Annotated in this window: 20 protein-coding genes; 10 read left to right on the top strand and 10 right to left on the bottom strand. The window is 55.6% G+C overall.

The features are described 5' to 3' along the window. Positions 1–37 precede the first annotated feature (37 nt). Complete coding sequence (locus BCM02_RS21855) at positions 38–325, top strand: stage VI sporulation protein F (RefSeq protein ID WP_148931257.1); 288 nt, start codon at positions 38–40, stop codon at positions 323–325. Positions 326–437: 112 nt separating this feature from the next. On the opposite strand, the gene BCM02_RS21850 is transcribed toward BCM02_RS21855, so the two are convergent. Beyond that, positions 438–1,118, bottom strand: coding sequence for an SOS response-associated peptidase (locus tag BCM02_RS21850; RefSeq protein WP_148931256.1), 681 nt, complete (start codon positions 1,116–1,118; stop codon positions 438–440). Positions 1,119–1,315: 197 nt separating this feature from the next. Here BCM02_RS21850 and BCM02_RS21845 point away from each other — a divergent pair, with 197 nt between their 5' ends. Further along, positions 1,316–2,659 (top strand): DUF2515 family protein, encoded by a 1,344-nt coding sequence (locus tag BCM02_RS21845; RefSeq protein ID WP_187434348.1) that lies wholly within the window; start codon positions 1,316–1,318, stop codon positions 2,657–2,659. A gap of 100 nt (positions 2,660–2,759) precedes the next feature. On the opposite strand, the gene mtnB is transcribed toward BCM02_RS21845, so the two are convergent. The 8 genes from mtnB to BCM02_RS21805 all read right to left on the bottom strand — a co-directional run bounded on the left by mtnB (position 2,760) and on the right by BCM02_RS21805 (position 10,788). Next, positions 2,760–3,410, bottom strand: a complete 651-nt coding sequence (gene mtnB / locus BCM02_RS21840; RefSeq protein WP_148931254.1) for a methylthioribulose 1-phosphate dehydratase — start codon at positions 3,408–3,410, stop codon at positions 2,760–2,762. Continuing rightward, positions 3,407–4,108, bottom strand: coding sequence for a 2-hydroxy-3-keto-5-methylthiopentenyl-1-phosphate phosphatase (locus BCM02_RS21835; protein WP_148931253.1), 702 nt, complete (start codon positions 4,106–4,108; stop codon positions 3,407–3,409). The genes mtnB and BCM02_RS21835 overlap by 4 nt, the downstream gene beginning before the upstream one ends. Next, positions 4,105–5,340, bottom strand: a complete 1,236-nt coding sequence (locus tag BCM02_RS21830; protein ID WP_148931252.1) for a 2,3-diketo-5-methylthiopentyl-1-phosphate enolase — start codon at positions 5,338–5,340, stop codon at positions 4,105–4,107. The genes BCM02_RS21835 and BCM02_RS21830 overlap by 4 nt, the downstream gene beginning before the upstream one ends. Next, positions 5,337–6,218, bottom strand: coding sequence for a pyrroline-5-carboxylate reductase (gene proC, locus BCM02_RS21825; RefSeq protein ID WP_148931251.1), 882 nt, complete (start codon positions 6,216–6,218; stop codon positions 5,337–5,339). The genes BCM02_RS21830 and proC overlap by 4 nt, the downstream gene beginning before the upstream one ends. 20 nt (positions 6,219–6,238) lie before the next feature. After that, a complete protein-coding gene (locus tag BCM02_RS21820) occupies positions 6,239–7,486 on the bottom strand; it encodes a glutamate-5-semialdehyde dehydrogenase (protein WP_148931250.1) in 1,248 nt (415 codons plus the stop codon). Positions 7,487–7,535: 49 nt separating this feature from the next. Beyond that, positions 7,536–8,636 carry a glutamate 5-kinase gene (proB, locus tag BCM02_RS21815; protein WP_148931249.1) on the bottom strand — a complete coding sequence of 367 codons (1,101 nt, stop codon included), beginning with the start codon at positions 8,634–8,636 and terminating at the stop codon, positions 7,536–7,538. Between the two features lie 375 nt (positions 8,637–9,011). After that, positions 9,012–10,208 carry a pyridoxal phosphate-dependent aminotransferase gene (locus BCM02_RS21810; protein ID WP_148931248.1) on the bottom strand — a complete coding sequence of 399 codons (1,197 nt, stop codon included), beginning with the start codon at positions 10,206–10,208 and terminating at the stop codon, positions 9,012–9,014. Positions 10,209–10,341: 133 nt separating this feature from the next. After that, positions 10,342–10,788, bottom strand: a complete 447-nt coding sequence (locus tag BCM02_RS21805; RefSeq protein WP_148931247.1) for a hypothetical protein — start codon at positions 10,786–10,788, stop codon at positions 10,342–10,344. Positions 10,789–10,903: 115 nt separating this feature from the next. Between BCM02_RS21805 and BCM02_RS21800 the strand changes: the two genes are divergently transcribed. After that, positions 10,904–11,704: a carbon-nitrogen family hydrolase gene (locus BCM02_RS21800; RefSeq protein WP_148931246.1), complete on the top strand. Its 801-nt coding sequence runs from the start codon at positions 10,904–10,906 to the stop codon at positions 11,702–11,704. A 20-nt stretch (positions 11,705–11,724) separates the two neighbouring features. On the opposite strand, the gene BCM02_RS21795 is transcribed toward BCM02_RS21800, so the two are convergent. After that, positions 11,725–12,624 carry a LysR family transcriptional regulator gene (locus BCM02_RS21795; RefSeq protein ID WP_148931245.1) on the bottom strand — a complete coding sequence of 300 codons (900 nt, stop codon included), beginning with the start codon at positions 12,622–12,624 and terminating at the stop codon, positions 11,725–11,727. Between the two features lie 259 nt (positions 12,625–12,883). Between BCM02_RS21795 and leuC the strand changes: the two genes are divergently transcribed. The 7 genes from leuC (at position 12,884) to BCM02_RS21760 (ending at position 21,256) form a co-directional block, all read left to right on the top strand. After that, entirely contained in the window at positions 12,884–14,305 is a 1,422-nt protein-coding gene (leuC, locus tag BCM02_RS21790) for a 3-isopropylmalate dehydratase large subunit (protein WP_148931244.1), read from the top strand. A 33-nt stretch (positions 14,306–14,338) separates the two neighbouring features. Further along, a complete protein-coding gene (gene leuD / locus BCM02_RS21785; RefSeq protein ID WP_148931243.1) occupies positions 14,339–14,932 on the top strand; it encodes a 3-isopropylmalate dehydratase small subunit in 594 nt (197 codons plus the stop codon). A 296-nt stretch (positions 14,933–15,228) separates the two neighbouring features. Then, a complete protein-coding gene (locus BCM02_RS21780; RefSeq protein WP_148931242.1) occupies positions 15,229–16,743 on the top strand; it encodes an N-acetylmuramoyl-L-alanine amidase in 1,515 nt (504 codons plus the stop codon). Between the two features lie 10 nt (positions 16,744–16,753). Further along, positions 16,754–17,389 carry a GerMN domain-containing protein gene (locus tag BCM02_RS21775; RefSeq protein ID WP_148931241.1) on the top strand — a complete coding sequence of 212 codons (636 nt, stop codon included), beginning with the start codon at positions 16,754–16,756 and terminating at the stop codon, positions 17,387–17,389. A 16-nt stretch (positions 17,390–17,405) separates the two neighbouring features. Further along, positions 17,406–20,138: an S-layer homology domain-containing protein gene (locus BCM02_RS21770; protein WP_148931240.1), complete on the top strand. Its 2,733-nt coding sequence runs from the start codon at positions 17,406–17,408 to the stop codon at positions 20,136–20,138. 163 nt (positions 20,139–20,301) lie between these two features. Next, on the top strand, positions 20,302–20,979 hold the full coding sequence (gene nth, locus BCM02_RS21765) for an endonuclease III (protein WP_148931363.1): 678 nt from the start codon (positions 20,302–20,304) through the stop codon (positions 20,977–20,979). Positions 20,980–20,986: 7 nt separating this feature from the next. Next, entirely contained in the window at positions 20,987–21,256 is a 270-nt protein-coding gene (locus BCM02_RS21760) for an NAD/NADP transhydrogenase alpha subunit (protein ID WP_148931239.1), read from the top strand. Positions 21,257–21,262 lie beyond the last annotated feature (6 nt).

Genomic DNA, 21,262 nt, shown 5'->3' with positions numbered 1-21,262 from the left:
AGGGCTGAAATGCCGGACGGAGGTGCTATTGCCGCTTATGAGTTACACGAAATTTGGAATTCGCCCCGAATTCGTCGAACGCGTGAAAGTGAAAATGAAAAATCCGGTCGTCAAAGAGCGCATTAAACAGGTCGTAAACGGTTTGACGAAATACGATTTGCAGGACCGCGTCAAAGTGCGCCGCATCGTCAGGCAGGCTTCCAGCGTGCTGAACGAACCGCTGAACGAGGTTCAGGAGGAGCAAATCGTCGCATTCGTGCTCGCCCAGAAGATTGATCCGAACAATACGCTTCATTTGTTAAAGCTGTGGGCGATGTTTCGCTAAGTGGCGGATGAACGGTCATGCAGAAGGGCCATCCCGATGTCAGACTCTCGGAGTCGACTGGGGATGGCCCTTCTGCCGTCTTAATCTTTGGTACGCAGGGATAGCGCAAGACTCAGCTCGTCGCCGTGAAGGGTTCGATGCATGATAGCTCGTCCACCTTTACGCTGCCGACCGCCGTGCTAACCGGATACGCTTCCAGATCATCGGCTGTGAAGGGGACATAAAGCCGTCGAAGCTTGTCCGCATCCTGCATGCCGCGATCCAGCCACAGTTCCTCGTCTTCCGCTTTCAAGATGACGGGCATACGGTCGTGTATGGGCGCCATCAGTTCGTTCGGAGCGGTCGTCAGAATCGTGCAGGTGCTTACCCGCGTGCCATCCGGGCTAACCCAAATATCATAGAGGCCGGCCATGCTGAAAAGCTTTCGGTCACGCAGGACGATTCGCATCGGTTGTTTGCCGGTATCGGTTTTCTGCCATTCATAGAAGCCGTCCGCCGGTACGATGCAGCGCTTGCGGCCGATCAGTTGCTTGAATGCGGGTTTCTCCTGCACCGTTTCGGAACGGGCGTTCAACATTTTATTGCCGATTTTCGGATCATTGGACCAGGAAGGGATCAGGCCCCATTTGAGCTCGCCGAGCCGGTTCTGCTTCCCGTCATGAATGATGGCCAGCACTTGTTGCCCCGGAGCAACGTTGTATTTGGGAGCATGGAACGGAACCGTCGTCTCGCCGATCCAATAGCGCAGCATGAGCTCTTCCAACGTCACCGTAATCGTAAATCGTCCGCACATGGCTAACAAACTCCTTCCTTTCGAGTCGATCCATATTGCTTATTATACTTGCCCATCATCCGATGCAAAAGCGGAATCTCTCAGCTTACAAGCCCAATACTATGCAATGGCTAACGGTGCTTCCAATTGCCCATACTGAGTCGTATAGACGTGGGAAAAGGGGCGGGAGCTTGAGTTCAAACCGGGTAAAGCCGACAATGCGGGAAAAGTGGCATCAAGCAGCGGAGCGGCTCTTTCGGCTGCCGTTCGCGGTCTTCGCGGTTGTGAGAGCCAAGTGGCGCGCACGCGATCTATCCGCTCGGATGTCCGAACACGCCCGTCCGCCGAAGTTAAGAGAGACATCAGTTCGTCCGCTATATGCGAGTTGGTCGGTGCTGGCAGATGACGTTATGCCCGAGCGATTAACGGAGCCGATGGAAGCCGGCGAGACAGAACGCGGACCGATAGGGAAGGATCATGAACAACAGCGGGATAATCGGAAATTGTCCGACTGGGAGCGACGATTAGTCCAGCGAATCGTTCATGAGACGGCTCAAGCGAATCGCAACAACGTAACACGAACGGAAGCGTACCGGCTTCTTTATTTGCGGCGTCCGGAGCTGCATTGGGCGCTGCTCGCCCATTTGGTGTCCCGTAATGGCGGCTATAACATGACCGACTTGCAGGCCGAGCTCCTGCCCCGACTGCTGAACGGTGAGCAGCGCGACGCGATATTCGCCATGCTGGAGCGGGCAAACTCTCTTATCTTCGGAGATGCTTACCCGCAACTGCTGCTCTACGATGCGTCCTGCCGAGAAGGGAAGAGCTTGATGCATCTGCTGTCCGCGTTCGGCGTGAGCCGGTTCATGGCACCGGTCTGGGAGCAGTTTTGGCTGCGACGGGAGTCGGCGATTTTAACGGTTGCGCTCATCGTCAACGAACAACACTTCATTGAAAGGCGGATCGTGCAGCATCCGTTCTACCGGCAGCAGGTGCTCGATACCGCTTCCTTTCTCCTACAAGCCCCGATGCAGTTGAACGCGGTGTTCATGCCTTACGGCGCGCTGGAAGACGGCGAAATGCAGCTGGCGGGCATCGTACTGGAGGATTTTCGGAATCTCGAGGAGCGGATTGAATTCGGCAAACGGTTATACGCGATGTTGTTCGGGGTTCCGGAAGTCGGCCGCGGCGTCCATCTATATATCAAAGCGGTTCGCCATACCGGCTCGCGTTCGGATTATGCACCGCACTTGTTCACGTCGAAGCGTCCCGAGCGGATGCAACCGCGTTATAAGCAGAAGCTGGACGGCTGCAGATTAATCCGTGGACGCAAGCCATTCTATAGTCCAGAGTTATCTCAAGTATGGCCGGACCATCCGGTCGAACCGGTTGAGCCAGGCGATTGGTTTGCGGATGCGGAGAAGGTGTTGCCGTTTTTTCGAGGGTTGTCGATCCCCTCGACGTTCGCCGTTACGGAGGAGCATTGCTTGGGGTTGAACAAAATCGAAGCGGCCGTGCAAGCGGCCGAACGTCTCGGCGTGAAGCTAGGCGCGAAGGAATGAGAAAAGACTGATCCGACGGGATCAGTCTTTTTGGCGTTGGGTCATAGTTGCAAATATCTTATCGATTTTGCAACAATGCTATGGTCATAGCTGAAGAAGGTTATAAATCCTTCTTCAACAATGCCCACCGATAAACATATTCAAACAAAAACTCGAACGCTTCGAGATGTCGCTTCGCTTCGAAGGCGTTGGCGCCCCAGGCGTAGATACCGTGTTTGCGGAGCATGATGCCCGGAATGCGCGGGTCGAGCCGATCGGTGACTTCCGGCACGATCGAAGGGATGTGCGCGAAGTTGGAGACGATCGGAATTTCGATTTGCGCGTCCTCGTCCCAGATGTTGAATGCCTTGATGAGTTCCACGCCATCCACCGGGATGGACTTACGGTCCCAGAACAGCTCCGAGACGATGTTGTTGAACACGGTATGTACGTGGAAAATCGCGCCGCAGCCCGTCATCCGATAGATCTCGCAATGGATCAACGTCTCGGCGGACGGCTTCAGGTTCGTGCGTTCGCACGGCTGGCCGCTCTGGTCGACGAACAGAAAGTCCTCCGGCGTCGATTTGGATTTGTCCTTGCCGCTCGCCGTAATGGCGAATTGGAAATCGTCGGAGGCGAACTCGCCGACGCGCACCGACAGATTGCCGCTCGTGCCCGGGAACCATCCCCGGCTGGCGAACAGCTGCTTCACTTCGGTTAGTTCCGCTAATGCGCGTTGTTTCTCTTCAAGCGTGATGGCTGCGAAGCTCATTGGCGAATTTCCTCCTTCTGCTGCAGGGCGGCCACGATATCGTGGAAGTCGTTATACTCGGTATGCGGAAGCCCCAGTTCTTCGCATTTGGTCGTCAAGTGCGAGCGCGAGAAGACGACGTCGGCGAGTTTGGCGCCTTCGAAATCCGTCACGCTGTCGCCGATGAGAATACGGGTATGCGTCTCGGGCGGGAAGTTGCGCATGATCGTCGTTTTGCACATGCCGCAGTTGTTCGTGCAATGCTCATCGCACGGATGCGGCCATGTGATCTCGATGCGATCGCCGCCGAAGTCGCTGCCGTTGCAATAAATATGGTCGGCGGGAATGCCGAAACGCGCGAGTACCGGGTATACGAAAAAGTCGATTCCGCCGCTCGTCACGTAAAACTCGGTGCCGCTGCGCGCGCAGTAATCGAGCAGCTCCTGGAAGCCATCGCGGATACGGACATTGTTGATCGCATAATCGACGACTTCGCGTTCCATGGATGTCGGGAGCAAGCGGAATAGTTCGCCCACGCCTTCCGCAATCGACTTGCGCTGCGCGATAATGTCGTCGACGATCGGTTCCCAGCCTTCGGGATTGAAATGTTTGATGATGGCGACGATATTGTCGTTAACGGTAATCGTGCCGTCGAAATCACAGAAAATCACTTGCTTCTTACTTGGTGAAGCTTCGGGCTGTTCATGCTGACTGGTCATTCCTTAAACCCCCATAAATCGATTGCGGTTTGGAGCGCTTCGTTGCCGGTCTGCTTGGCCGCTTCCGGAAGAGAGAGGCCTTGCTCGGCCGCCGCGATGGCTTGACGGAAAGCTTGTCCGCCTGCCGCGGTACCCATCGGATGTCCATGAATGCCGCCGCCGGCGTTGACGACGACGTCTCTGCCGAAATCGCGGAGGATCAGCGGCACGAGCCCAGGGTGAATGCCCGCGGACGGCACCGGCATGCTGGCGCGAACCGGAAGAGCGGGATTGATCAGCGCGGCTTGTACGGCCAAATTCTCCTCCTTCGGCATGACGACCGAGCCGTATGGCGACGGGAAAAGCACGAGGTCCGCGCCGGCGAGCCGCATCAGTTTGCCGAGCAGCAGCGGTGCCGCGATGCCATAATGCGGCGAAGGGTAGAAGGCGCCGGCCAGCGAAGGGTGCGCGGCGATCGGCACGTTGATCTCCGGATCGCTGCTCAGCATGTGCAGCGCATCGTAGCCGTATGCAAGCACGTTAAACAGCAGGGCGTTGGCACCTGCGGCGACGGCGCGCTTGGCATTGGCGACAAGCTGGGAAGTCGGCCCGGTAAGATTGACGGCATACAGCAGCTTTTGCCCGGTTTCTTGTTCTGCCAGACGAGCTGCGGCCATGCAGGTCTCCACGCGTTTCTCTAGCGGAGTGAGCGGGTTCTCGAACAAGATCTCGTCATCCTTGATCAGATCGACGCCCCCAAGCGCCTGCTTGTAGAATTGCTCGCGCAAGCCCTCGAGATCATGCCCGATCACGGACTTGAAAATGCTCATCAAAAGCGGACGGTCGTGAACGCCCAGCAGCTCGCGCACGCCGGCAAGGCCGAATTTCGGACCCGGGAATGCCGATGCGAAGGATTCCGAGAACTCCAAGTCGAGCAATTTAATCCGACCATCCATCGACAGCTTCCCGAACGCCGTTACGAGCAGCGCCGGGATGTCGCGGCTGAAGTTGACGTCGGGATAGGCGATTTTCAGATCTGCGTAACGTTCGCCCGGCTTGGCGCCTTCCGATTCGTGCACGGTCACCGAGATGACTTTGCCCAGGTGTTTCTCCATTTCGGCTTTGCGGGCTTCGGGAAGATCGGTCCAGCTGCCGACCGTCAGGCCGACAGCGATTCCGAGCGCTTTTTTGTTGAAATCCGCTTTATCGTCGTAGCATCGGTAAGTTGCGACGCATACGCTACCATGGCTCATGGCAGTGCGCTCCTTTCGATTTCGGCGCCCATTTCGGCCGCGCGCTCGGAGGCGCGTTTAATGGCGCGAATGACGCCTTCCGTGAATTCATGCTGGTTCATCGTTTCGATGGCCGCTTGGGTGGTGCCGTTCGGTGACGTCACCTTGCGTCTCAAGTCGGCGGGCGTTTCCCCAGTTGATTTTACCATATGAGCGGCGCCAAGTACCGTTTGAATCGTCAAGTCGCGTGAAGCGGAGGTGCTAAGTCCCAGTTCCTCGCCTGCGCGCATCATGGCTTCCATCATGTAGTAGATATAAGCAGGGCCGCTGCCGGACAGTCCCGTCACGGCATCCAGCTTTGCTTCTTCGACGACCGTCGTAAGGCCGAAGGCTTCGAACATCGTTAGCGCGATGTGACGGTGCGACTCGGTGCAAGCCGCCGAGAAGCTGACGCCCGTAGCGCCGAGTCCGATCGTGCTGGACGTATTCGGCATCGTGCGCACAATCGGCATCTTTTGGCCAAGCAGAAGCTCCATCGTGTTCAGCGACAATCCGGCTACGACGGACACGAGCAGCTGATTCGGTTTCATGATGTCGCCAAGCTTGCGCAGCGCTTCGGCGGCGTCTTTCGGTTTCATCGTTAAGAAAATGACGTCCGCGTCGCGCAGCATGCCGATCTGATCGTCGGGGGCGGAGGAGACGCGCACGTTGTATTTGGATTGAAGTTCGGCAAGCCGTTCGGCGTTGCTCCGGTTGAACATCGCGATGCGGGAAGGCTCGGCTAACTCTTGATTAATGAGTCCTCGGACGACGGCTTCCGCCATGGAGCCCGCGCCGTAGAAGCACAGACGAAGCGAGCCGATGACCGGCGCTTGGCCGGAAGAAGAAAGTATGGACATATCGAATGCACCTCCAGAAATTATCCGCGGATTTGACCGCTGCCGTAAACGCGATACTTCGTCGATGTCAAAGCGGGCAGGCCCATCGGTCCGCGCGCGTGGAGCTTCTGGGTGCTAATGCCGATCTCGGCCCCGAAGCCGAATTCGAACCCGTCCGTGAAGCGCGTCGAAGCGTTGTGGTACACCGCCGCGGCGTCGATCGTCTGCAGGAAGCGGGCGGCATGAACAGCGTCTTCGGTGACGATGCATTCGGAATGTTTGGTGCCGTAATCGCTGATATGATCAATGGCTTCATCAAGACCGCCGACGATTTTGACGTTCAAAATATAATCATTATATTCGGTCGCGAAATCTTCATTCGTCGCCGCCTTAACGTAAGGGAGAAACGCTCTCGCAGCTTCGCATCCGCGCAGCTCAACGTTTGCTTCGCGCATCCGGTCCGCGATGGTTGTCAAATGTTCGCGCGCGAACCGCTCGTGGACAAGGAGCGTCTCCATGGAATTGCAGACGGAAGGGCGCTGTACCTTGGCGTTGAAGGCAATATCGGAAGCCATTGCAGGAATGGCGCTCTCATCGATATAAGTATGACAGATGCCGGCTCCGGTCTCGATGACGGGCACGGTTGCGTTCTCGACGACGTTGCGGATGAGCGATGCGCCTCCGCGCGGGATGATGACGTCCAGCAAGCCGTTCAGCTTCAGCATCTCGTCGACCGATGCGCGGCTCGGGTCCTCGATCAGCTGCAGCGCTTCTGCAGGCAGAGCGGACTGGGAGAGCGCTTCCCGGAGCACCTCGACGATGCGGCTGTTCGAAGAGAGCGCCGCCGATCCGCCGCGAAGGACGACGGCGTTACCCGTCTTCAGACACAATCCGGCCGCGTCGACGGTAACGTTCGGTCTAGCTTCATATATAATGCCAATGACGCCCAGCGGCACCGAGATCTTCTCGATGCGCAGGCCGTTCGGCCGGTCGAACGACTCTTGAACGAGCCCGACCGGATCGGGCAGCTCTACGATTTGCCGCAACCCTTCCGCAATGCCGGCGATTCGGCTTTCGGTTAGCGCGATCCGGTCCAGCAGCGATTCGCCGGTACCGTTCTGGCGACCTCGTTCCAAGTCGGCGGCGTTAGCCGCCAGAATAGAAGCTTGTTCAGTTACAAGCGCATCGGCCATGAGCAGGAGCGCTTCGTTCTTTTGTTCCGTCGTCAACGCTATTAAGGATTTGCTAGCTTGCTGGGCAAGCGCGGATTTTATTCTAGCTTCGCTCATCTCTCTCGTTCCTCCTTGTTTCTCCCCATATATCAACTATCCAATGCGACTATTTCAACGTGATCCATTCATCCCGGTGAATGACTTCGATCCGGGCGACGTCGATCCGCCGTTTGACTTCGTCGGTTCCAAGTCCCATGGCGGCCTGCACTTGCCAAGACGTATAATTGACGACCCCGCGGCCAATCGTGCGCTGCGCGAGATTGACGACCTCGACGACATCGCCCGGGTGGAACTCGCCGTCGATGGCGCGAATCCCGGCCGGTAGGAGGCTCTTGCCCCGCTCGGTCAGGGCGGATTCGGCCCCTTCGTCCACGACGATGCGTCCTTGCGTGGCGGAATGAAAGCCCAACCATTGCTTCTTGACCGGAAGCGTATGGAGATTGGCGGCGAAGTACGTCCCTTTGCCGGTCCCTTGCGCGGCTGCCATCAGATCGCCGCTATCCTTTACCCGTCCGATGAAGGCCGGAACGCCGCCGCGCATCGCGATCCGGGCCGCTTCGATTTTGGAGCGCATGCCGCCCGTGCCAACGGAAGAACCGGAGCCGCCGGCAATGCGCATGATTTCTTCCGAAATTTGATCGACTCGTTCGATTCGCGCCGCGTTCGGATTTTTCCGGGGATCCTCCATATAGACGCCGTCCGTATCGGTTAGAATAAGAAGGCGGTCCGCTTTGAGCAGATTGCCGACCAGCGACGAGAGGGTATCGTTGTCGCCGAATTTAAGCTCATCCGTGGCCACGGTATCGTTCTCGTTAATAATGGGGATCATTCGCTGCCGCAGCAGCTCTTCGATGGTTTTCTGCGCGTTTCCGATCCGAGAGCGGTTGGAGAAGTCCGCGCGCGTCAGCAAAATTTGCGCGACGCCGATCCCGTGCGCGGAGAACGCTTCCTGATAGGCTTGCATGAGCAGCGCCTGGCCGACTGCGGCGGCGGCTTGTTTCTCGTGCAGCAGCTTCGGTCTTGCCGCATAGCCGATGCTCTTGAATCCTGCGGCAACCGCGCCGGAGGTGACGAGCAGCACTTGCTGTCCCATGCGATGCAAGGAAGCTAGTTCATCCGAGAAGAAGCGGATGCGCTCCCGGTTGATGCCCCCTTCGTCGGAAGTGAGCGAACTGCTTCCGATTTTGACAACTGTACGTTCCGTCATACGCCCGATTCCTTTCCAAGTCGATAATCTTGTTCCGCCGTATGAAACGGGGAAAATAAAAAAACACACTTTCATCCTTTACTTGTATAAAGGACGAAAGTGTGACTTCCGCGGTACCACCTTTGTTGATAGCACAAGCAAAATGCGCACGGCTACCCATCTTAATACCTGATAACAGCAGGCGCTGTCCGGCTCGTCACCGGAAGTTCAAGGGTGGGTTTCCACGCCTACCGCGATAAATTCTCTCAGCTCATGAATTTACTCTCTGTGCGCGGCGGATGCTCGTGTACTTGGCCCCATCATCACGTTGATGTGTTCAATTGTGCATAGCATATCATGCTCCTCGCGAACCTGTAAAGGCTCGGCGGAGCGGGATTAACGGAAAAGTCCAAGGCGCCCGATGCGGTTCGCGGCTTCGATTAACCGCTCTTCGGAAGCGAGCAAGCCTAATCGGACATAACCTTCGCCATGGGTGCCGAATCCGATTCCCGGCGCGACGACGACGTCGGCTTGTTCCAGGACAAGATCGGAGAACGAGGCCGAGGTATGGCCTTTGGGCACGGGAAGCCAACAGAAGAAGGAGCCCCCTGGCTTGTTCGCTTGCCAGCCGATCTCGTCAAGCTCGCCGAACAGCGCATTGCGACGGTTTTCGTACGTTTGACGAAGCTGCGCGACGCAATCTTGCGGGCCTGTCAACGCTTCCGCCGCGGCAGCCTGAATTCCGCCGAACAAACTGCAGTAGTAATGATCCTGGATCAAGTTGATCAAACCGACTACTTCTTTGTTGCCCAGCGCGAATCCGACGCGCCAGCCCGCCATGTTATAAGTTTTCGAGAGCGTATAGAATTCGACGCCGACTTCTTTGGCGCCCGGCGTTTGGAGGAAGCTGACCGGCTGATTGCCGTCGAAACCGAGCGCGCCATATGCGAAATCGCTGGCGACGACAATATTATGCTTGGCTGCGAACCCGACGGTGTCGGCGTAGAACGAACTGTCCGCAACGGCGCCGGTCGGATTGTTCGGATAGTTGATGAACATGAGTTTCGCTTGGTCCGCGACGTCCGGCGATACGGCGGAGTAATCCGGCAGGAATGCGTGATCTGCTTTAAGCGGCATGTATTCCATACGTCCGCCTGCAAGGGCAACGCCGGACCAATAATCCGGATAGCCGGGATCAGGCACGAGCGCGACGTCTCCAGGGTTCAGCAAGCATTGGCTGATTTCGATTAGTCCGGTCTTGCCGCCGAACAGAATCGCCACTTCCGTTTCCGGATCCAGATCGACGTTATAATCTTCTTTGTACCGTTTGGCAACCGCTTCTTTCAGAAAAGCAAAACCGCTGAACGGCGGATATTTATGGAAAGCCGGGTTCGGCGCTTCTTCCTGAAGCTTGGCAACGATATGAGCCGGAGTCGGTTGATCGGGATTGCCTTGCCCCAAGTTAATGACATCCCGTCCTTTGGCGGCTTGAGCGTTGGCTTTGCGGACCAAACCCGCGAAAAATTGCGCCGGCAAACCCGTCATGCGATCGGCGGGTTGAATACGCGTATGTAAAGGTTGCGTCTTATTCATTCTCTTCACTCCATTTCGCTCACATGCTAACTGTCCCGAAAGCTACACATACTTTAACATGATTCCAAATCCGTGTCGATAGCTCGGATTAACGCGGAGTGAAGAGAGATGATAAGACGTTCGGCATTGCTTTTTATAGGCCGACTTTATTCAAGAACGGCTTTACGTCCACGTTCAATTGGAATAAGAACGGCTTGCGGTTCTCGTCGAATACGAGCAGCAGCTTAGGCTTTTCCGGACAGTAGAACAAGAAGACGTCGGTAGCCTGCACGGTGATGCCGGACGCTTTAATAACGGCCGGGTGATCAAGCGGTATACGGAATACGTAGCCGCACTTCTCGTCGGGTTGAAGCTGAGGAGCAAGTTCTTTGGCTTCTTTGATCCACGTCTTGGCGATTTGTTGGTACTCGGGGCTGTTCGGAACCGATTTGACGACCTTGCCGGCTGCGACGTCGAATACTTGAACGGGACGGACGGGGGCTCCGGCTTCTTCCAATGCGGAAGCCTGCGTCACGGACGGAAGCAGCAGCAGCGCCGCGCACAACGCGACAATCGTGGACCATCTTACTTTAAGCGGCATGATCATTCTCCTTCGTAAAGTAAAGTGATTGCGCTATTACGGTACCCATCTTGACAGTGAACCATGAGAAGGTATCATTAGGGAAAACCAATGAAGAGCAAGGGAGTTTTGCATAATGACGACCCCAAGATTGCGCCTTGCGCTGCTGCAGATGCACGTGGAGGCGGGTAATCCGGACGAGAATTACCGGAAGCTGGCCGAGCTTCTCGAACAAGCGGTTAACGCTCCAGACAAGCCGGACGTGATCGTTTTTCCCGAAATGTGGAACACGGGCTATGCGCTCGATCGAATCGAGCAGATCGCCGACATAAACGGAGAACGGACGAAAGCCATGCTTTCGGCATTCAGCCGCAAGCATGGCGTGCAGATCGTCGGCGGTTCGGTAGCGGAGAAGAGGGAAGACGGCGGCGTATTCAACACGATCTACGTTTTTGACAATAAGGGAGAAGTGCAGGCCGACTACTCGAAAATCCACCTCTTCCGTTTAATGGAGGAAGAAAAGCATCTGAGCGCGGGCAACGCGATCGGGACGCTGGACGTTGCGGGAGAGAAAGCCGGCATGATGATTTGCTACGATATCCGTTTCCCTGAGCTGGCGCGCAAACTGGCGCTCTCCGGCGCCAAGGTGCTGTTCGTTCCGGCGCAGTGGCCGAACCCGCGGCTTCACCATTGGCGGACGCTGCTGCTCGCCCGAGCCATCGAGAACCAAATGTATGTCATCGCCTGCAACAGATGCGGAACGAGCGGGGAAACGAGCTTCTTCGGCCATTCTTTGATTATCGACCCGTGGGGCGAAATCGTGGCCGAAGCCGGCGAGACGGAGACGATAATCCGCGCGGAGATCGACCTGGGACTCGTGAACGAAGTGCGGGGACGCATTCCGGTGTTCGAGGATCGCAGACCTACGCTTTATTAACGATAATGTTGCCGGGTTGTTCAAGAGCCGAAGTGTTCTTCTAACGTAGTCTTCATCGTATGAATGAAAGCTTCGGAAGCCTTGGACAAATATCGTCCCTTGCGGCTAGCCATGACGAGCGTTCGGGATGGGGCGGGGATGCCGAGGGAGAGGTAAACCGGCGTATATTCGCTCCATTTGACCCGCGTCATCATTTTCGGGACGAACGCGATGCCCATCCCGGTGGCGACGAGCGACTGTACCGTCTCGATATTCGTGCTCTCGAATACGATGCGCGGCTCAAATCCGCCCTGCTGGCAAAGGTCGAGCGTGATTTGCCGGAAGCCTTGTCCTTGTTTCAGCACGACGAAAGGCTCATCCGTCAGCTCGCGTAGCCGAACCGGCGTGCTGCGATCGGCGAGTCGGTGACCGGGCGGCACGGCCAGAATAATCTCTTCCTCGATGATCGTCTCGTACGAGAGCGACGGATCCACCGGCAGCGACAGTAAGCTAAGGTCGGTTTGACCGCTGGCGGTAAGCTGTTCGAGGCGGGAGGACGTGTCTTCGACGAGCACGATTTCGATATCGGGGTATTTCTTGGCGAATACCGGAAGGACGAGAGGAAGCACATGCGAGCCCGTCATCGGCAGACAGCCGACGACGAGCTTGCCTTTGCGCATGTGCGATAGATCGTCGAGTTCCTGCTTCAGCTGTTCGATGCTATCCAAAATCGTCTGCGCCTTATCGACGAATACGGATCCGGCATGGGTCAGCTCGACGGAGTTCGTCGTGCGGCGAAACAGCAGGACGCCGATCTCTTTCTCCAGCTTGGACAGCTGCTGGCTCAGAGAGGGCTGCGCGATATGAAGCTTCTCCGCGGCGCGGGAGAAGTTTTTTTCTTTGGCGATTTGAATGACGTACTGGAGCTGGCGAAATTCCATCGTTGGCGGCACCCCTTGCGAATTTGCGATGTCGGATTGTTCAAATACAAGCATTTATATGTTGCATACATACAAGTCATCTTGTACATCTCCGGAACGTAACGCGCCGCGCCGTAAATGGCGGCGCAGCCGTTACGACTTGATAGGTTGAATCTATTACCGTTATAGATATTATATCTTAGATCAATGAAGAAGGAAATGCTATGATGACTTCATCAGATCGACAGAGCGATTTAACGAACTTATGAGGTGATTATCGATGACGAAGAGAACATTGTTTGAGAAGATTTGGGACAACCACGTCATTCATTCCGAAGCCGGCAAGCCAAGCATTCTTTACATTGACTTGCACCTGGTGCACGAGGTTACTTCGCCGCAAGCGTTCGAAGGGCTTCGGATGTCCGGCCGCCAAGTGCGCCGTCCCGAACTGACTTTCGCGACGATGGACCACAACGTACCGACGAAGGACCGTTATAATATTACCGATCCGATCTCCAAGCAGCAGATCGATACGCTGACGCAGAACTGCAAAGATTTCGGCGTCACGCTTTACGACCTTGATAGCATCGACCAAGGCGTCGTGCACGTAATGGGGCCTGAACTGGGTCTTACGCACCCGGGCAAAACAATCGTTTGCGGCGACAGCCATACGTCTACGCACGGCGCATTCGGCGCGCTGGCATTCGGCATCGGAACTAGCGAAGTCGAGCACGTAATGGCAACCCAATGTCTGCAGCAGGCGAAGCCGAAGACGATGGAAGTTCGCTTCACTGGCAGCCGTAAACCGGGCGTTACCGCGAAAGACCTTATCCTGGGCGTTATCGCTCAATACGGCACGGACTTCGCGACCGGATACGTTATCGAATACACGGGCGAAGCGATCCGTTCGCTCTCCATGGAAGAGCGCATGACGGTTTGTAACATGTCGATCGAAGGCGGCGCTCGCGCCGGTCTGATCGCCCCGGACGCGACGACTTACGAATACCTCCGCGGCCGCGAGTACGCACCGCAAGGAGAAGCGTTCGACCAAGCGGTTGCCGTATGGAGCCAGCTGACGACGGACGAAGGCGCAAGCTACGACACGGTGGTTGATTTCGACGTGGATTCCTTGATTCCGCAAGTAACATGGGGCACTTCCCCGGGCATGGGCACGGACATTACGTCTTCCGTACCGAATCCGGCGGATCTGCCAACCGAGAATGACCGCAAAGCAGCCGAGAAGGCGCTTGAATATATGGGGCTGACGCCAGGCACGCCAATGAGCGAGATCGAAGTCGATTACGTCTTCATCGGTTCCTGCACGAACGGTCGGATCGAAGATCTTCGCGCCGCGGCCGAAATCGCGAGAGGCTACAAAGTCAGCGACAAAGTAACCGCGATCGTCGTGCCGGGTTCAGGCCGGGTTAAAATCCAGGCCGAGAAGGAAGGTTTGGACAAAATCTTCACGGAAGCCGGGTTCGAATGGCGCGACGCGGGCTGCTCGATGTGTTTGGCGATGAATCCGGACGTTCTTCAACCGGGACAACGCTGCGCATCGACGTCCAATCGTAACTTCGAAGGCCGTCAAGGACGCGGAGGCCGTACGCACCTCGTCTCGCCGGCAATGGCCGTTGCGGCAGCCGTCACGGGCAAATTCACGGACGTGCGCGACTGGAACATCAAATCCGAAGTATTCAACTAAGCCCGAGACGGAATCGAGAGGAGTTACCAAACTATGCAAGCTTTCACTCAACTGACGGGTATCGTTGCTCCCGTAGACCGTGTTAACGTCGATACAGATGCAATCATTCCGAAACAATTCCTGAAGCGCATCGAGCGCAGCGGATTCGGCCAATTCTTGTTCTTCGAATGGCGTTGGGACGAGAAAGGCAACGTGATCCCTGAGTTCAGCCTGAATCAGCCGAGATACCAAGGCTCGTCCGTGCTGCTATCCCGCGCTAACTTCGGCTGCGGTTCCTCCCGCGAGCACGCGCCCTGGGCAATTCTGGACTATGGCTTCCGCGTCGTCATCGCGCCTTCTTATGCCGATATTTTCTATAACAACTGCTTCAAGAATGGCATCCTGCCAATCCGTCTGAGCGAAGAACAAGTCGAAGAACTGTTCCAGCGCACGCAAAATAACGAAGGCTACGAGTTGAACGTAGACCTCGAGAACAAGAAGCTGAGCGACAATTACGGACTTGAAATCCAGTTCGATCTGGATGAGCACCGCCGTCAGTTCCTGCTTCAAGGCTTGGACGACATCGGCCTGACGCTACAGCACGAAGACAAAATCTCCGCGTACGAAGCTAGCCGCGTCGCATTCTAACGCTTAATATGATCGATAGCCCCTGCCAAGCCGCGGGGGCTATTTCTATTGAAACGTAATCGGCTTAGAGGCAAAAAGATGCGGGGCGCATTAGGACAAAACTTCCTGTTCATACGCAACTTTTTATGACAAAATGCGTCTATGTATTCGTCTAGAAGTGTCGGAATGTCGGATTGTTTTCGTCGAAGTCCATTGTCTTCGCGAGCAAGCACTCATGCCCGTAAAGCGGATGCGCCGCGTTCGCTTCTTATATTTACGCTGCTCGCGAAGCCCAAAATCAGTCATCGAGGTGAAAGATGAAGAAGTTAGTATCCGCTGTCATGCTGTTGTCGCTAATCTTTTCGTTAGTATCGGGCGTGGGCGCACGCGGTGCCGCAGCGGCGGTTTTACCCAAATTGTACCTGAACGGCATCGAACTGCAGTCGTCCGTTGCCCCTAAGGTTGTCAATCAGCTCACCATGGTGCCGCTTAGGGTCGTTTCGGAAGGAATCGGATTTCAGGTGGATTGGATAAGTCCGACCGTCCAGGTTGGGAACGGCGCGTCCAAGATCGTGTTGACCTTGGGCAGCAGCACGGCTGTCGTGAACGACCAAGAGATTGAATTGGATTCCGCTCCGTTCGCGGAGTCGAACACGACGTTCGTACCGCTGCGGTTCGTCAGTCAGAATCTAGGGCTCGGCGTAGAGTGGGACCAACAGGCGCAGTCCGTTCATCTGTATCAGAGCAGCGATACGAATGCGGGCAACGATTCGGGAAGCTCAGCGGATGGGGGCAATGCATCGGATGGTTCAGGGCAGACCGATAGCGGCTCTTTAAATCCCGGAGGGAATGCGTCGAACGGCGAGAACGGTGGCGATGAAGAAGGCATGCAAGTAAACGCGCTGCTCAAGGCGATCGATTTTGACGGCATCAACAGCGTGTACTTGCCTTATGACGGGACGATGGGCGAGATGAAAACGACGCTGCTTCATAGTCCGGAACGAATCGTCTTCGACCTGCCGAATACCGCCTTTGATGCTGGTTTCGCGACGCCGTTTACGAATTTGGTATCTCAAACCGGCGAAATTACTGTCGATACGCATGTTTCGTTGCAAAAGATTCGTTTCTCCTTGTTTTCGGACAAGCCATCTACGATAAGAGTCGTGTTGGACGTGGCGTCCGCCACTAATTATGAGGTTCTTCGAGAACCGGGCGCAATCGTCGTACGCGTATTAGACCCGATTCCGGGCGAGATTACGCCGCCGCCGACGGCGAACCCCGATCCAAGCACAGGCATCTATAAAGTCGTTATCGACGCCGGACACGGCGGCAAGGACCCCGGCGCGCCGAGCGTCATCGGCAAGTACGAGAAGGAATTCAACTTTGCCGTTGCGAAGAAGGTAATGGCGCTGTTGGATAAAGAAACGAGAATTCAAGGCATAATGACGCGCTCTACCGATACGTTCGTCGAACTCGACGGTCGGGTGAAAATCGCGAACGACGCGAAAGCGGATTTGTTTATTTCCATTCACGCGAATCGCGCGGCATCCTCGAGCGTATCAGGGGTAGAAACCTATTATACGCGGGCGAACAGCAAAGCCTTCGCGGATATCATGCACAAGCACCTCGTGAAGGGAACGGGATTGAAGGACCGCAAGGTCAGGACGGCGAATTTCCGGGTCATTAAATATACGACGATGCCGGCCGTTCTGCTCGAATGCGGTTATCTGTCCAACAAGAACGACACGTCGGTGCTGTTTACCGACGCGAAGCAAAACCAACTTGCCGCGGAAATCGTCTCTGGGATTAAGGAATATTTGAAATTAAACTAGGAGGGCTTGAATGAAACGTCGAATGGGCGCCAGCTACCTGCTTTGCACCATGCTTGCCGCTTCGATGCTGCTTGCGGCATGCGGAGCGAGGAGCGACGTTGGTTCCGAGCCTGACGCGGTTACCGCCGCGGGCAACGAGCAAGCGACCAACGAACAACAACCCGCGCAGCCCCAAGAGCAAGAAGCAGATCAGCCGCTGCCAGATAAGGCTAATGTCGGCGAAGAGGCACCGCAAGATGCCATTGAGGAGACGAAAACGCCGGTGAACGTCTATTTCACGGACGAGGAGCAAACGGGACTAAGCGAGCGGACCCGCGAGCTTGTATTGCCGGCGAACGATAGCAAGTCCAAGGTCGAGGCGGCGTTCAAAGCGTTGCAGCAGGATGGGGATAACGGCGAGGTATCGCTTTGGAAGCATGCCGAGCTGCTAAGCATAGCGGTCGATGGACAAGCAGTCACGCTGGATATTCATCTTCCGGACGAAGCGCGATTCGGCGCGCCGGGCGAGGCGTTGGCGATCGAGTCTTTGACCAAAACGTTGTTTCAGTTCGACGACGTGGACGCTATCGATATTCTGATCGACGGCGAGAAGGCCGACAGCCTAATGGGACACGAAATGCTGGATCATCCGATCGTAAAACCATAAAGAGGAGCATGCAGGCATGAAGAGACAGACCAAATGGACGACGCGGACCATCACGGCGGCAGCCGCGTTCTCGTTATTGACGACAAGCGCATGGACAGGCACGGTAAACAAGGTGGAGGCTGCGGCTTCCACCACCGCACAAACGGCCGCGACCGCAGGTTTCTCCGACGTAACCGCCAAGCACTGGGCCGCGAAGCATATCGCCAAACTCGCGTCCCAAGGCATCGTCAAAGGCATTAACGGCCAGTTCAAACCGAACGACAACATCACGCATCAGGAAGCGGTCGTCATGGCGATTCGATTCATCGGGAAAGAATCCGAAGTCGATCCGGACAGCGCCGTCGTGTTCGCATCCGGGTTCGAGGTGAGTACATACTTTAAGCCGTACGTGACGAAAGCGTTCGAACTCGGGTTGCTTGATCGCGACGAGGAATTCAAACTGGCGGAGGACAACCCGGATACGGCATGGGGCTCTACCAAAGCTTCGCGCGAGTGGGTAACCAAACTGATCGTCAAAGCGATCAATGAGCAAAAGAAGGCGGAAAGCCTGGCCTCCGCCGCCTCCAGCTTCCAGGATAGCGCGAAGATCGGTGCCGATTACGTCGGATATGTGAATGCGGGCGTCGAGCTACAGCTCATTAAAGGGATTACGGCGGAGAAATTCGATCCGAAGGGTTTCATTACCCGTGCTTCGATCGCCACGATCTTCAGCCGCGCGGAAGCGAAGTTTGCAGTCAAGTATGCGGGACAAGCCGGCGGCATAGCCACGACGTTGACCAAAGACGGCATTACCTTTTATGAAGGCGGGAGCGAGAAGTCTTACAAATTGACGGCGAATACGCTCATTTACCGTCATGATTCCGAACAGCTATCTTCGTTGGACAAACTGGTCTTATACACGAATTACCTGGTTATCGCGGATAGCAATAATAACGTGCTTTATTTGGAGCAATTGGACGATACGCAGCAGGTGGAGAAAGTTTCGGGGGTTGTCGACCGTGTGCTCCCGGCATCGAATACCGTGTGGATTTGGGTCAACGATGAACCTGTCAAAGTCACGTATGATGCCAAGACGGTCGTGAAGGATGGCAGCGGAAGCGCGATCGCGATATCCAGCTTGGCCAAAGACAGTAAGGTCGTCGTCACCCGGGATAAGTTCCGCGCGGCGCAGCAGACGCTTGCGATCGAAGTGGAATCGGCTCCGGTCAACAAAACGATCGAAGGCATCGTCAGCGGCGCGTCCGCAGCGAATACTTCCATTACGATCGTGGATCCGGCTACGGATGCTTCGTCGACCTACAGCGTCGCTCCCGACGCGATCATTCTTTGGCAAGGGACGGTGCTGGCCGAGGGGTTAGCCGGTATTAAAAACGGCGACACGGTTTCGGTGGAAGTGAAGAACAGCAAAGCGACGAAAATCACGGTTCAGCAAACGTCCGCGCTTACCGTGACCGGCAACTTCGTGAAGGCCGATGCTTCGACCATGACGATCAACTATACCCGTAACGGCGTTCTGGAAGCGAAATACGTTGCCGACAACGTGGAAGTCCTCATCGACGGGCTTTCGGGCGCCACGCTGGCGGACCTTCAGAAGGACGACCAGATCCAACTAACGTTAAACGGCCAACAGAAAGTAACGTCGATCAAGGCGATTAACCGGTCCGTCAAGGTCATGAACGGCGCGACGATTTTGAGCTTCGACGCGGACATCAACGCGTTGCAAGTGCGAGATGCCGTTACCAATGCCCTCTTGTCCGTCTATTTGACCGATACAACCCGCGTCACGACTAATGACAGCACGATCCCGCTTACGGCGGCCAAGACGATGTTGGTCAAGAACCGCAAGGTGTCGGTCGGCTACGTGAACGATAAAGCCGTATTCGTCCAGTTCGTCACGCAATATTCGGGCAAAGTGCTCTCCGTCAACACGACGACAAGGCAAATTAAGCTAGATCTTGGCAATAACTCGTCGCTAACGCTTCCAATCATCTACGATACCGTCGAGATGCAAGGGAAGTATAACGCTACCCTCGCAGACATTAAAGTCGGCGATACGGTAACGGGCTTGTTGAACACCGATCAGAATCAGTTCCTTTCCATTCGGTTGCATAAACAGCTCCAAGCCGAAGTCGTCTCGACCTCGGATTCCGGGAAGAAGTTGACGATCAAAGGCAGCGACGGAACGACGACCGAAGTTTCCACCGCGGCCATCAAACTGTTGGGCGAATCTGGCGAGAACGTGAGCTTGAGCGCGTTCGCCGCCGGCAAAATTGTCAACTTGACCTACGTAGGCACGACGCCTTCGTCCGCTCAGCTCGTTTCGGTTAAAGTAGGCAGAGTTACCGGCGTCGCCGCCGACAAAATCACTTATATCGACTACAACGGCTCGGTTAGCACGGAAACGCTCACGAGCGGTTATAGCGTCGTGAAGAACGGCACGACGTCCGCCAGCGCGTCGGTACTCGCCGTTGGCGATCGCGTAGAAGTCCGCAAAGGTGCAAGCGGCGCGCTCCTTATCACGGCATTGACGGGACTGAACAAGACGTTTGACCGATATGACGCGGTTACGGGAACGCTGTACGTGAGACTGGCTTCGTTGTCGGATACCAATTATACGTTCGCGGTTACATCTTCGACGAAAGTGACGCAAGGCGATGCCGCAATCGCGCTCTCCGCGCTCGCCGCGGACAACAAGCTCGTAATCTACGTCTACCAAGGAAAAGTGCTTGAAATTGTCAAGGTTTCATAGCGTTTACCCAAAAGCTGTTTCGTCTTTGTGGCGGAACGGCTTTTTTTATGAAATATCACGATGTAAGCGTTCTTTTCAGTTGCGCATTGTGACATTATTCGCTACACTTTGAAACGATAGCCCAATTGTGGGGAGAGAGAGCTGCTTGAACGCAAAGGAAAAAATGAATCGTGTTTTGCGTGTGGTGGGCGATATGTTTCCGGATGCCCACTGCGAGCTTCATCACAGCAACCCGTTCGAGCTCACGATAGCCGTATTGCTCTCGGCGCAATGTACCGACGAGACGGTGAACAAAGTAACGGCGACACTGTTTCAGAAGTACCGTACGCCGGAAGATTATTTATCGGTACCCTTGGAAGAGTTGGAAGGCGATATTCGCCGGATCGGTCTGTTCCGGAATAAGGCAGCCAACATTCAGAAATTGTCCCGATTGCTCCTTGAGGATTACGGCGGCGAAATTCCGCGCGAGCACGAGGAGCTGACGAAGCTTCCCGGCGTGGGACGCAAAACGGCCAATGTGGTCGTATCCAACGCTTTCGGCGTACCCGCGATCGCGGTGGATACGCATGTCGAGCGCGTGTCCAAACGGCTAGGTATCGCCAAAGCCGATGATTCCGTGCTGGAAGTCGAGAAGAAGCTGATGAAGCTGGTTCCCCGGGAACTTTGGACGGAGACCCACCATCGTCTTATTTTTTTCGGACGGTACCACTGCAAGGCGCAAAATCCGGCATGCCCCGTTTGTCCGCTGCTGGAAGTCTGCAAAGAAGGCAAACAGCGGATGAAGAACGCCGCGACAGGCAAACCTGATAGCAAAAAGAAGAAATTAACAAGTAAAGGATGAGTATACGATGAAATGCATTTCCGTTTACACGAAAGATTTTGGCTTGTTCTCCGATATTTACGAAGAGATTATGGAGGCGCCGCCGGCCGAGAACGAAGAGAAAGTGATCGAAGGCGTGACGGTATCAGGAGCAGGAGAAGTACCGGAGCAATATATTGAACGTATGCGGGTGAAGCCCGAAGTCGTCGTTATGCGAGAGAAAGAGCGCAACGTAACCATTTTGCAGCACGGCGACGTGTTTGAAATTTGTCTTCCGTCGGCTGAAGAGTCGGCTTAATCTGCA

Origin of the sequence: Paenibacillus methanolicus, assembly GCF_008124765.1 — a bacterium.
Taxonomy (GTDB): domain Bacteria; phylum Bacillota; class Bacilli; order Paenibacillales; family Paenibacillaceae; genus Paenibacillus_Z; species Paenibacillus_Z methanolicus.
Note: the sequence above shows the minus strand (reverse complement) of the source record. Positions and strands in the feature narration are given on the sequence as shown.